Genomic DNA, 13,960 nt, shown 5'->3' on the forward strand with positions numbered 1-13,960 from the left:
AGAATATTTATTGAATAGTTATTGCGGTCGGAGTCCGGGAGGATTTCCGGCCGTTTTTATTGGATTATCCTCTCCGGCGAAGAGGGTAATCCTCTGCAAAGTCAAAGATAAAGCGTAAATTCGTGCTTTGTTCCAAAATCTTTTCGTACTTTTATACCCAAAAAGAGAAAAAGACTATGGATGCCGAACTGCAGAACGTGATAGCCCGTTTCCCTCAGATACGGAAAATCAAGGAGATAAAGCCTATCCAATCGGGGTTGATTAACCGGACTTACCTCATCGTGACCGATGAGGCGGACGATTATGTGCTTCAGTGCATCAACCATCAGGTGTTTACGGATGTGGATTTGCTTCAGCATAATATTGAATGTGTGACTTCGCATATCCGTGCGAAACTGATAGCGCGTGGCGAGCAGGATGTAGAGCGGAAAGTATTGCGTTTCCTTTCTACACCGGATGGGAAGACGTATTATTTCGACGGTGCGCATTATTGGCGTGTCTGTGTGTACATCCGCGGTTCGCATACGCAGGACGAGGTGACGCCTGATACGGCTTACCTGGTGGGATTGAAGTTCGGAGAGTTTGAGTCGATGCTTGCCGACTTGCCTGATAAGCTGGACGAAACGATTCCTGACTTTCATAATATGGAGTTCCGGATGGCTCAACTGAGAGAGGCGGTACAGGCGGATAAAGCCGGACGCAGAGAGAAGGTGCAGGCATTGATAGATGGAATAGGACGGGATGCGGAGGAGATGTGCCTTGCCGAACGCCTGTATCGGGAAGGGAAATTACCGAAACGGGTTTGCCATTGCGATACGAAAGTGAGCAATATGCTGTTTGATGCTGACGGGAAGGTGCTTTGCATTATCGATTTGGACACGGTGATGCCTTCGTTCGTCTTTTCCGATTTCGGCGATTTTCTTCGTACAGCCGCATGTACAGCGGCTGAGGATGAGCCGGATACAGACAAGATACATTTTAATCTGGAAATCTTCCGCGCTTTTGCCAAAGGGTATCTGGAGTCGGCGGTCTCTTTCCTTACACCGCTCGAAATTGAGATGCTGCCATACGCCGTGCGGCTTTTCCCTTACATGCAGGCGGTACGTTTCCTGACCGATTACCTGAACGGGGATTCGTATTACCGGATTCAATATGCCGAGCATAATCGTGTCCGTGCGCTGGCGCAATACAAGCTGTATCAGGAAGTGTGCAAAGCGCTGCCGGAGATGTATGATTTTATTAAAACGCAGATTCACGCAGATTTTCGCAGATTAGAATGTAACGGTTAAACGTATCTGCGTGAATCTGCGAAAATCTGTATTTCAACTAAATATATTAACTATAAACAGAATAAAGACATGAAGATAATCAAAACATGGGCATTGGGGATGTGTCTGCTCCTTGGAACCTGCGCCACCCAACCGGAATCGGAGGTGCAGACAAACGATAAAGGAACGCAATGGGAATGGAAAAAGGGAACAATTGTGGTGAAAACACCCGAACGTCCTGCCGGTCAGGAGAGTGTATTGGGATTGGCTTTGCCTAAAATGGAAGCGGTGCGTGTCGGCTTTGTCGGTTTGGGCATGCGCGGTCCGGGTGCTGTGGAACGTTTTACGTATATTCCGGGCACTCAGGTTGTGGCTTTGTGTGATTACGAGAAAGAGCGTGCCGAGGCTTGTCAGGAATTGTTGCGGAAAGCTTCTTTGCCGAAAGCCGCTATCTATTCCGGCGAGAAGGGGTATGAAGAATTGTGCAAGCGGGATGATATCGACCTGGTATATATTGCAGCCGATTGGTTGCACCATTTCCCCATTGCGAAGTGTGCGTTGGAGAACGGGAAGAACGTGGCTATCGAAGTGCCTTCGGCTATGAACTTGAAAGAATGCTGGGAGCTGGTAAACTTGAGCGAGAAAATGCGCAAGCATTGCATGATTCTGGAGAATTGTTGTTACGACTGGTTTGAGATGAATACGCTGAACATGGCGCAACAAGGAGTCTTCGGTGAAATTATCCGGGCACAGGGAGCGTATATTCATAATTTAAATGAATTCTGGGACCATTATTGGAAGAAAGGCGAAGACGACAAGTTGGGGTGGCGTCTAGATTACAACATGCGCCATCGGGGCGATGTGTACGCTACGCATGGTTTAGGTCCCGTAGCGCAGGCACTCAACATTCATCGGGGCGACCGCATGGCTACGTTGGTCGCTATGGACACCAAGTCGGTGGTAGGGAAGGCGTTGGTAGAAGCACGTACCGATTCGGCTTGTACGGACTTCCGCAACGGTGACCATACTACAACCCTGATTCGTACGGCAAACGGGAAGGTGATTGAAATCCAGCACGATGTAATGACTCCTCAGCCGTATAGCCGTTTGTATCAGCTGACCGGAACGAAAGGTTTTGCCAATAAATATCCGGTAGAAGGGTATGCGCTCGATAGCGAGCAGCTTTCCGCTTCGGGCGTCCAGCCTAAAGTGGACGATTTGAGTGCGCACGGCTTCTTGCCTCAGGCAGAACAGGAGGCTTTGGTGGCTAAATACCAGCATCCGATTCTGAAGAAGTATGGTGAACTGGCAAAAGAGGTAGGCGGACATGGCGGTATGGACTTTATCATGGACAGCCGTCTGGTGTATTGCTTGCAGAACGGATTGCCTTTGGATATGGATGTCTATGATTTGGCGGAATGGTGCTGCCTTGCCGAATTGGGAGAACTGTCGATGGATAACGGTTGTGTGCCGGTGGAGTTTCCTGATTTCACCCGTGGCGAATGGAATGTGATAAAAGGGTATCAGCATGCGTATGCTTCTCCTGAAGAAGAAGCTGTTGCCGCTGAAAAAGCCAAAGCGTTTACCGCCAAGCTGAAAGAACAAGGAGCCAAGGAGTGGGGATTGACAATTAATAATTAATAATTAATAATTAACAATTAACAATTGACAATGGACAATTGACAATTGAGGATGATGATGCCGCACGGTTAATTATTAATTATTAATTGTTAATTGCCCATTCATATACGACTATTTATTAACTAAATTCTTATAATACTATGTATCCATTAAAATTTAAGCCTATTCTGAAATCGACGATTTGGGGAGGCGAGAAAATTATTCCTTTTAAGCATTTTGATTGCCAGCAGGCACAAGTAGGAGAAAGTTGGGAAATCTCGGATGTGCCGGGTGATGAGTCTGTTGTAGCCAATGGTGCTGATGCCGGAAAGAATCTTACCCAGCTGGTGAATGAATACAAAGCCGCATTGGTGGGCGAAAACAATTACAAGCGTTTCAACGGGAAATTCCCTTTGCTTATCAAGTTTATCGATGCGCAGCAGGATTTGTCCATTCAGGTACATCCGAACGATGAACTGGCGATGAAGCGCCACAACTCGATGGGAAAGACCGAAATGTGGTATGTGATTGGCAATGACGGAGGCAAGGCGCATCTGCGTTCGGGCTTGAGCAAGCAGATTACGCCGGAAGAATATGCCCGGCGGATTGCCGACAACACCATTTGCGATGTGCTTGCCGATTATGCGGTGCAGCCGGGCGATGTGTTCTTTTTGCCTGCCGGACGCATTCATAGCATCGGAGCCGGATGTTTTATCGCGGAAATCCAGCAGACCTCGAACATCACATACCGTATTTATGATTTCAACCGGAAAGACAAGAACGGAAATACCCGCGAATTGCATACCGAATTGTCAAAAGATGCGATAGACTACACGGTCAGTGCAGATTACCGCACGCATTACACTCCGAAGCAGAACGAGCCGGTAGAGTTGGTAAGCTGTCCGTATTTCACAACTACGGTGTACGACCTCACCGAACCGATGGAGATGGATTACAGCGAACTGGATTCGTTTGTAATTTATATTTGCATGGAAGGGGCTTGCAGCATTACGGACAATGAAGGGAATCAGGTGGAACTTCAGGCAGGCGAATCTGTCCTCTTCCCGGCAACTACCGAATCGTTGTCGGTAAAGGCGAACGGACATGTGAAGTTTTTGGAAACGTATGTTTAATTGATTTGTATGGGGCAAAAGATAGCCAAATCTTAGAGCCTGATAGAATATTACTTTATTGGAAAATTTAAACAGGCTCTTATTTGCCTCCTTACTCTCTTAGAAGAAATAATGAAGAAAATACTGAATTATGCAGTTGTATGCCTGTTTTGGCTGGCTGCACTCCCTCTTTGGGCAGAAAACTATCCTTACCGGAGTGATGTGCTTTGGGTGACAGTGCCCGATCATGCTGATTGGTTGTATGAAACGGGCGAGAAAGCAGAAGTCGAAGTGCAATTCTATAAGTATGGCATTCCGCAAGACAAGGTAGAAGTGACATACGAAATCGGTGGAGACATGATGCCTGCGGATAAAAGCGGTACGGTTACACTGAAGAACGGGCGTGCCGTTATCTCGCTGGGTACGATGAACCAGCCGGGCTTTTTGGATTGCCGCCTTTCGGCTACAGTCGGTGGAAAGAAATACAATCATCACGTAAAGGTGGGCTTTTCTCCGGAGAAATTGCAGCCTTATACGAAACTGCCTGCCGATTTCAACACATTTTGGGAGAAGAACCTGGCTGAGGCTGCCAAGTGCCCGATGAAATACACGATAGAGCCAGCACCTGAATACAGTTCGGAAAAGTCGGATTGCTATCTGATTAAGCTGCAGTGTTTCCGTCCGGGTTCGTATGTCTATGGCTACCTGACCCGTCCGAAAGCGTCGGGCAAGTATCCGGTAGTGCTTTGCCCTCCGGGAGCGGGTGTGAAGACCATAAAGGAACCTAAGCGCCATATCTATTATGCGGACGAAGGTTGCATCCGTCTGGAAATGGAAATACACGGATTGAATCCGACCATGTCCGGTGAAGAATTTAAGGAAATCTCTTCGGCGTTCGGCAATTATCTGGTAAACGGCATTGATAACCGTGACAATTATTATATGAAGAAAGTGTACATGGCTTGTGTACGTGCCATCGACTACCTTACTTCATTGCCTGATTGGGACGGAAAGAATGTCATCGTACAGGGCGGAAGCCAAGGCGGGGCTTTGGCATTGATAACCGCCGGGCTGGACAAGCGGGTGACGGCATGTGTGGCAAACCATCCGGCATTGAGCGATATGGCAGGCTATAAGGCAGGGCGTGCCGGAGGTTATCCGCATCTGTTCAAGAATTATCAGGGCATGGATACGCCGGAGAAGATAAACACATTGGCTTATTACGATGTGGTGAATTTCGCCAAGCAAATCAAAGTCCCTGTTTATATGACATGGGGGTATAACGACAATACATGCCCTCCTACTACCAGTTATATTGTATATAATGTGCTGGATTGTCCCAAAGAGGCATTGATTACTCCGATTAACGAGCATTGGACTTCGGAAGCTACCGAATACGGACATCTGAAATGGATTCAGAAGCATTTGAAATGATATAAAAAACATCGAACGCAAAGACACAGAGGAATAAATTTTAGAGGGCAAAGGACATGGGACCAGACACCACCCTCTGTGTGCTTTGCTCTCTCAAAAATAATCTCTGCGTTTCTGCGTTTGATGAAAGAAATCCCCTGTTGTCCATGCGGACGGCAGGGGATTTAATTATCTGCATGCGGGATGTCATATGAGTGACGTAGTTAAGTTTTTTTCTTGTTATAAGGTAAAAATGTACGGTATTCTATGAGAATGTACGGGTTTCCATCTTGACATACAATGATTTCACTAAATTTGCAGAAAAATTTTAATTATTAATTGAATCATTTAATCTATGAGAACAGTACACAGAACTTTTAGCTTGTTAATGTTCTTGTTAATAAGCGTGAGTTTCCCGTTTAGTGCGTTTGCACAAAACAGGACGATTACAGGAACGGTGAGGGATGCGCAAGATGTCGTTATCGGTGCATCTGTCACAGTGAAAGGACATTCTACTTTGGGTACCATCACAGACATGGATGGTAATTATTCTATTTCGGTTCCGGCTTCTGCAACGGAATTGGTTTTTTCTTATATCGGTTATGAGACACAGTCTGTTGCTATTAAAGGGCGTACACGGATTGATGTGACGTTGGAAGAAAGCAGCCAGATGTTGGAAGAAGTTGTTGCCATCGGTTATGCGAAAGTAAAACGTAAGGATTTGACGGGTTCTTCGGTGTCGGTAGGTGGTGATGATTTGAAGATGACTCCGGTAACTACTGCGGCACAGGCATTGGCAGGTAAGGCTGCCGGTGTGAACATTGTTACCCAAAGTGGTGCTCCGGGTGCTGACATCAATATTACAGTACGTGGAGGAACATCTATCACACAAGGGACAGAACCGCTTTATATCGTAGACGGTTTCCAAATGGAAGACGGTTTGCGCAATGTGGATATTAATGATATCGAAAGCATTGATATCATGAAGGATGCTTCGGCTACGGCTATTTATGGTGCGCGTGGTTCAAATGGTGTAATCTTGATTACTACCAAGTCAGGTAAAGCAGGAAAGACGGAAGTGTCTTATAACGGATATGTCAGTTTCGACCGTTTAGGAAAGAAACTGGATTTGCTGGGTGTGGAAGATTATGTGAAATATCAGTATGAATTCCAGCAGCTGCGTGACAATATGGATAATTGGGCAAGCATTTTTGGCGGAAGTATCAATGATGCTGATTTCTATACTGGAGCTTATAGCCGCATCCATAATGACTATGCCAACCGTGAGGGCATTGACTGGCAGGATGAAGTATTTGGAAATACAGGTATTACGCAGAATCATAACGTCAATATTAGCGGTGGTAGCGAAAAGACCCGTTATATGTTGAGCTACAACTATACAGGTGAAGACGGCATCATGGACAAACATGGTTACCAGAAGAACAGTGTACGTGCAAAAATCAATCACGAGTTGTGGAAAGGGGTACGTTTTGATTTTTCTTCCAGTTTGCAGATGACGAAACTGGAAGGTGGAGGTTCTTTGGGCGGAACATTGAAACAGACCATTCTGCAGCCGGTTACCGGTGGTGTAAGATGGACAAATGAAGAATTGTTGGGTTCGGATTTGAGTGACCTGTTGTCGGAAATGTATGGCGGTGACAATTATGATGCTAACAACCCGATATTGAATAACAAGGCCATTACAGAGGAAAAGTATACCCGTTTCGCTTCGGTAAACGCCGGATTGGAATTTGATATTATTAAAGGTATGACTTTCCGTACAGCTGCAAGTTACTTGTGGCAACAGGTGCGTGAGGATTATTGGGATGACGGTAGCACAAAGACTGCTCAAACGAATCAAAGTCCTTATGGTTACGGCCATCGTAATAATGATGAGAAATTCTCTTGGCAGATTACCAATACCTTGAACTATTCTTTTGATATCGCCGAGAAACATAGTTTTAGCGTCTTGCTGGGTCAGGAAACTTGGTATCAGGAAAAAATGAACTTGGATAATGAATACCGTAATTTTTCCGATGGAAACTTTGGATTGAACGATGTGAGCATGGGTACGCCTTATACTTGGAAATCTGGTAAGAGCCGTGAAGGTTTGGTTTCTTTCTTTGGCCGTGTATCTTATAATTTCAACGAACGTTATCTTGTTACCGGAACGTTACGTGCCGATGGTTCTTCTAAATTTGCGAAAGGAAACCAATGGGGCTATTTCCCCTCCGCTTCTGCCGCTTGGCGTATTTCGGAAGAAGCATTTATGGAAGATGTGGAATTCATTGACAACCTGAAGTTACGTGTCGGTTATGGTACATCAGGTAACAACAACATCGACAACAATATGTATGCTACCGATTATGGTTCGGGACATTACGGGTATAACGGTACCGATTTTATCACTCTCGTACCGGGAACGAAACTGGGCAATAAAGATTTGAAGTGGGAGAAAACAACTTCTACCAATATCGGTATAGACTTTTCTGCATTCAATAGCCGTTTGAACTTGTCGGTAGACTGGTATAACAATGAGTCTTCCAATCTGTTGATTGAAAACAAGATTCCTACTTCTACCGGATATTCTACTCAGTTCCAGAATATTGGTTCTATCCGCAACCGTGGTGTGGAAATCGTGTTGAATACGGTCAATATCCGTACAAACGATTTTACTTGGATGATGGACTTTAACATGGCATTCAACCGTTCAAAGGTACTGCAAATCTATGGTGACAGCGAAACGAAATATTTCATTCAGGATTACGAGTCACGTATGGGATTTAAGATTGAAGAAGGAAAGCCTTTAGGACAGTTCTATGGTTTGCAATATGATGGTATTTATACAACGGATGATTTCATTCAGAATGCTGACGGTACTTACACGCTGAAAGACGGTATCCCTTACCTGAAGGGCTCGAATCGTGAAAGCGTAAAACCGGGTGATGTGAAATATCGTCCTACGGCAGGTGAAACGGATGATAACGGCAATCCGGTATGGAGCACCAATGACCGTACCGTTATTGGTAATGCTGCTCCTGACTTTACCGGTGGTTGGAATAACACATTCCGCTACAAAGGTTTCGATTTGAGCGTATTTATGTATTTCTCGGTTGGAAATGATGTGTTCAACATGAGTACCCAGCGCTTTGTAGGTCCGTATCTTGCCAACCAGAACACCATTGATAAAATGGCAAACCGCTTTACTCTGATTGACCCGAATACAGGAAAAGAAACCACCGATTTGGTCCGTCTGGCAGAATTAAATCCGGGACAGTACAGTGGTGACATGATGTGGAATATCTCTACAAACAATAAGACGGCCATCAGCGACCATAGCAGTTATTACATTGAAGATGGTTCATTCTTGCGTTTAAGCACTATTACATTAGGATATACCTTCCCCACCAGATGGGTACAGAAAGCGAAATTAAAGAGCGCGCGTCTGTATTGTACATTGAATAATGTATGTACGATTACAGGATATAGCGGTTATGACCCTGAAGTATCAGCTACAGACAGTGCGTTGACTCCGGGTATCGATAATTCTTCTTATCCTCGTTCAAAAAGTTGGGTAATAGGCGTTAATTTAACCTTTTAAAGACAGAAAATAGATATGAAAAAGATAATGAATATATTGGGGGCTGCAGTTTTGGTATTGACTGCTTCCTCTTGTCAGGACTGGTTGGATATGCCTTCTGAATCGAAGGCGGATAGTTCTACCGTTTTTTCTACGCTGAGCCGTGCAGAGATGGCTGTGATGGGAGCCTATTCTTCCCTTCATACGCAAGAACTGGGATATCAGTTGCTGATGGGTACGGACGAATGCACTTCTACGGAAAGTAATTCTAAATATAACGTGGCGAATTACGACTATACGAACACATCGGGAATGCTGAGCAAGACATATACCGAAATGTATAAGGCAATAGAATATTCTAATGTATGTATCAAGAATTTGCCTTTGATGTCGGTAAGCGAAAGCGAGCAGGAAAAGCTGAATGCCCTGTTGGGTGAATCGCTGGCTATCCGTGCGTATGCATATTGGAATATCGTCCGTTTTTATGGTGATGTGCCTTATACGGATATACCGACCAGCGATTTAACAACTTTCTCTTCTTCTCGTGTGAGCCGCGATACCATTTATGATCATTGTATTTCCGATTTGCAGCGTGCAATCGAACTGTTGCCTTGGCGCAGTGAAGGGATGGTGGAAACTCCGGAACGTTTCACAAAGAATGCCGCTTATGGTATTTTGGCACGTGTAGCTCTTTATGCTGCAGGCTATTCGTTGCGTTGGGATCTGAGTACAGTACCTTACAATGCAAGCACTTGCCGTATTGCTCAACGTGATGACCAAACTCGTATTCGTGAACTTTATCAAATTGCAGCAGACGCTTGTAAAGCAGTCATTACAAAAGGAGAAAACTCTTTGCTGGAAGATTATGACGAGATTTTCCGTGATTTAGGAAATCAGCGCTACAACAATGAAACAATGTTTGAATTCGGCTGGTATGGTGCAAACTCATCCGATGTACGTACCGGCTATACGAACGGTATTCCTACGAGTGGTACTGATAATGAAGTGCTTGGCAAGGGTGGCAGCCAGATGATAGCCATGCCGACTTTCTATTTCGAATACGAGGAAGGCGACCAACGTAGAGATGTTTCTATCTGTAATTACGGATTGAGGCTCTCGACTGGAAACAATGCTTATCAGATGAATACCTTTGCTGGTATGGGTGTCGGGAAATACCGCATCAATTGGAAGAATAGCCGTGGTACATCGGACAGCCGTCGGGATATTAATTGGCCTTTGTTGCGCTATTCAGATGTGTTGTTGATGTATGCCGAAGCGTTGAATGAATTAAATAATGGCGCTACGTCAGAGGCTGTAGATGCTGTGAGAGAAGTCCGTATGCGTGCTTTCCGTAATGATGAGGCGAAAGTAGGCGATATACCTACCGGTTACGAAGATTTTAAGAATTACATTATACAAGAACGTAAATTGGAATTGTCGAACGAAGGTTTGCGTAAGAGTGACTTGGCGCGTTGGGGTATTTTGGTAGATTATTTGACAGCAGAGAAAGAAAAATTGGTTCAATTGGCAAAACGTGAAGGCAAATATGCAAATGTAGAAGTATACCGTGCCTATAAGTTATCTGCAGTTCCTACCTTGAACGATCCAACCATTGCCTTGTCGTATATCCCGATGACAGAAGAAGAAGTGGCTTCTATTTTGACCGATGAAGAACTTGCCACATTGCATGTTCTCAATTCAGGTGCAAGCGGTGCTGTGGTCAAGGATTTCTATGAAGATGCTGACGGCAATGTCTATTATACGGAACAGCCGGGTACTACTGCGGTGGAATATACCATCTTGAATATGTTCAGCATCAATACGATAAAGCAGAAAGGTAATTTGAGCGTGGAGGATGTGGAAGGTGTATCTTCTAACAATCCGTGGATTACGGGAACTTCAGGTGTATATTATGGAATGAAGAAAAATATGGTAGAAATACTTCCATTTAACACAACCAATATTATAGATGTCAATCCGGGGCTTGCTGAACAGCAGCATCCTTGTTATTGATGAAGGTCTTTTTTAATGGAGGATGTGCCGAAACGAAACATGGTTTTGTAGAGGCGCATCCTCTTTTTTTATAGAAAAATCATATCATGAAAACATTTTTATTGGGGGTAGGTTTGTGCCTGTCAGTTTCAGTGATAGCACAACCTTTGGCATTCCCACAAGCAGAGGGATATGGAAAGTATACAGTCGGTGGAAGAGGCGGTAAAGTGATAAAAGTCGTTAATCTGAATGATTCCGGACCGGGAAGTCTGCGTTTTGCGGTAGAACAACACGGAGCAAGGATTGTTGTATTCGATGTGGATGGGACTATTGAACTGAAGTCACCGCTTCGGATAAACAATGATAGCATTACGATTGCGGGGCAGACGGCTCCGGGTGATGGCATCTGTCTGAAAGACTATCCTTTGGTTGTAAATGCCAGTCAGGTAATTGTCCGCTATCTCCGCGTGAGGGTAGGGGATAGGGTAAAGGTTGATGCTGATGGTATTGGTGGAGGAAGATATGGGCAACATCATGTTATCTTGGATCATTTGACTTCGAGTTGGTCAATTGATGAATGTCTTTCGATTTATAAAACCAAATACTTGACGGTACAGTGGTGTATGGTAAATCAAAGTTTGACACATTCGGTGCATACAAAAGGAAATCATGGGTTTGGTGGAATTTGGGGAGGCTATCAGGCTACTTTTCATCACAATCTGTTGGCAAACCATTCCAGCCGTAACCCGCGTTTTTCTTCTGTAGAAGGGACAAAGATGGTTGATTTCCGAAATAATGTAGTCTACAATTGGGGTTTTAAAGCAGCATACGGCGGCGGGCGTGGTGGCGAAATCAATATGGTTGCCAATTATTATAAGCCAGGTCCTGCGACGGAATGCCCCCATAAGTTATTGGATGTTGCCGAAGACGGTACAGGGCGTTATTATGTGGAAGGCAATGTATTGGAAGGCGATTCTAAGGTTACAGAAAACAATTGGAAGGGGGTGTTCGGTAAGCATCCGGAACGTTGTAGGGTAGAGCAGCCTTTTGCGTATGAGGAAATAGCACAGGATACGCCAGAGGAGGCATATTCGAAAGTCTTGGAGAACGTGGGATGCAGCTTTTCCCGTGACAGCTATGATGCGGAAATCATTCGTCAGATTCGGGAGGGAGTTTCTCTTTTTGGAAATAAGGGACTGATTGATACACCGGAGCAGGCTGGAGGTTGGCCCGATTTGCGTAAAGGGGTGCCATTGCGTGATACAGACGGAGATGGTATTCCCGATGTATGGGAACAAACACATGGATTGAACCCTTCAGACTGTTTAGATGCTTCGTTGTATAGTGAGGAAGATAAGGCTTACACGAATATTGAGGTATATATGAACAGTTTAGTAAAATAAAAAGTGCAAAAAGAAAGCCGGCTTTTCGTGAAGTCGGCTTTCTTTTTGTTGAGGGTATCTGTTTTTTATACTTCTACCAGTTTGTATTTCGGAACCATAACCTTCATCATAATCCAGCTGAATAGGTAAGCCAAGGATGCTACGATGAATACAATCATGTAACCTGCATCGATACCTTCGAAGCCTAAGAATGACATATTGGTTTCTTTCGAGTAGGTGAACAGCAGACCAGAGCATTGGTTGAAGAGCAGACAGCCTACACCACCTGCCATACCGCCGATACCGGTAACTGTCGCTACGGCTGATTTCGGGAACATGTCGCTGACTACTGAATAAACGTTTGCGCTCCAGCTTTGGTGTGCGGCACCGATGATACCGATGATGATAATCGGATACCAGCAAGAGGCTGCACCTGCCGACTGGGCGAACAAGCCTATCAGCGGGAAGAACGAGAAAATCAGCATGGCTTTCATTCTGCCTTTATAGGGATCCATCTTCTGTTTCTCTACAAAGAAAGTAGGCAGATAGCTTCCGTAGAGCGACAACATCGAAATCAGGTACAGGGTAAAAATCAGCATCATACCCATGGTAGAGTCTGAACTGTATCCATATACATCGCGGATGTATGCCGGAGCCCAGAACAGGAAGAACCACCATACTCCATCGGGCAAGAAACGTCCGAAGATGACAGCCCATGTCTGACGGAAAGTGAAACATTTCCAAAGTCCAATTTTCGGTCCGTCGTTGTTGTCCTTGCTGACAGTGTTTTCGGCTACTGCATCTTGTTCGATATAGTCCAGCTCTGCTTTGTTCACACGCTTGTTGTCGCGCGGTTTGTCGTAGAATTTATAGAACAGTATCATCCACAGCAGTCCCACACCGCTCATTACGATGAATGCCATTTCCCATCCGAAGGCACGTGCAATGCCCGGTATGATAAACGGAGCTATCAGGGCACCTACTTGTGCGCCGGCATTGAACAGACCGGTAGCGAAGCCGCGGTCTTTTTTGGGGAAATATTCAGCGGTAATCTTGATGGCTGAAGGGAAGTTGCCCGATTCGCCGATAGCTACGATACACCGCATGAACACGAACAGCCATACACTGACGGTTGACACTGCCAATGCGATATTTCCGGTTGATTTGATGACGGCAAGGTTTTCGCGGGCAGCCCCGAAAGTAAACATCCAGTCGCCGCTTACAATACCGTTGGTCAATATGCCGGTGAAGGCGTGCAGGAATGCACCTACCACCCAAGTACCGAATGCGATGAGATAACCGCGGCGTGTGCCTACCTTGTCGATGAACTTGCCGATGAACAGCATGCTGATGGCGTATACTAACGAGAATACACCCGTGATGGTTCCGTAGTTGGCATCCGACCAGTTCAGTTCAGGGGCAATGAAGTCTTTATAGGTAAGCGACAAGACCTGACGGTCCATATAAGTTGCTGCGGTAGCCAAGAAGAGCATACTGCAAATCACCCAGCGGTAATTGCTCATTTTAGCTCCCGTTTCGTTTGAATTACTCATGGTATTAAACTGTTATTTAGAAATTATGTGTGAATAAATC

At 45.1% G+C, this 13,960-nt stretch carries 8 protein-coding genes; 7 read left to right on the top strand and 1 reads right to left on the bottom strand.

Annotation, left to right across the window (positions count from 1 at the left end):
* Positions 1 to 176 precede the first annotated feature (176 nt).
* The 7 genes from BACSA_RS13030 to BACSA_RS13060 all read left to right on the top strand — a co-directional run bounded on the left by BACSA_RS13030 (position 177) and on the right by BACSA_RS13060 (position 12,388).
* On the top strand, positions 177 to 1,289 hold the full coding sequence (locus tag BACSA_RS13030) for a phosphotransferase enzyme family protein (protein WP_013618501.1): 1,113 nt from the start codon (positions 177 to 179) through the stop codon (positions 1,287 to 1,289).
* Positions 1,290 to 1,358: 69 nt separating this feature from the next.
* A complete protein-coding gene (locus BACSA_RS13035; protein WP_013618502.1) occupies positions 1,359 to 2,909 on the top strand; it encodes a Gfo/Idh/MocA family protein in 1,551 nt (516 codons plus the stop codon).
* Between the two features lie 140 nt (positions 2,910 to 3,049).
* Positions 3,050 to 4,021, top strand: a complete 972-nt coding sequence (locus tag BACSA_RS13040) for a type I phosphomannose isomerase catalytic subunit (RefSeq protein ID WP_013618503.1) — start codon at positions 3,050 to 3,052, stop codon at positions 4,019 to 4,021.
* Positions 4,022 to 4,132: 111 nt separating this feature from the next.
* On the top strand, positions 4,133 to 5,434 hold the full coding sequence (locus BACSA_RS13045) for an acetylxylan esterase (protein ID WP_013618504.1): 1,302 nt from the start codon (positions 4,133 to 4,135) through the stop codon (positions 5,432 to 5,434).
* Between the two features lie 334 nt (positions 5,435 to 5,768).
* Positions 5,769 to 9,014 (top strand): SusC/RagA family TonB-linked outer membrane protein, encoded by a 3,246-nt coding sequence (locus tag BACSA_RS13050; protein ID WP_013618506.1) that lies wholly within the window; start codon positions 5,769 to 5,771, stop codon positions 9,012 to 9,014.
* A 15-nt stretch (positions 9,015 to 9,029) separates the two neighbouring features.
* Positions 9,030 to 11,006, top strand: coding sequence for a RagB/SusD family nutrient uptake outer membrane protein (locus BACSA_RS13055; protein ID WP_013618507.1), 1,977 nt, complete (start codon positions 9,030 to 9,032; stop codon positions 11,004 to 11,006).
* Positions 11,007 to 11,092: 86 nt separating this feature from the next.
* Positions 11,093 to 12,388, top strand: a complete 1,296-nt coding sequence (locus tag BACSA_RS13060; protein WP_013618508.1) for a pectate lyase — start codon at positions 11,093 to 11,095, stop codon at positions 12,386 to 12,388.
* Between the two features lie 65 nt (positions 12,389 to 12,453).
* Here BACSA_RS13060 and BACSA_RS13065 read toward each other — a convergent pair whose 3' ends face one another.
* A complete protein-coding gene (locus BACSA_RS13065) occupies positions 12,454 to 13,920 on the bottom strand; it encodes an MFS transporter (RefSeq protein WP_013618509.1) in 1,467 nt (488 codons plus the stop codon).
* Positions 13,921 to 13,960: the final 40 nt, after the last annotated feature.

It is taken from the genome of Phocaeicola salanitronis DSM 18170 (genome assembly GCF_000190575.1).
Classification (GTDB): Bacteria; Bacteroidota; Bacteroidia; order Bacteroidales; family Bacteroidaceae; genus Phocaeicola; species Phocaeicola salanitronis.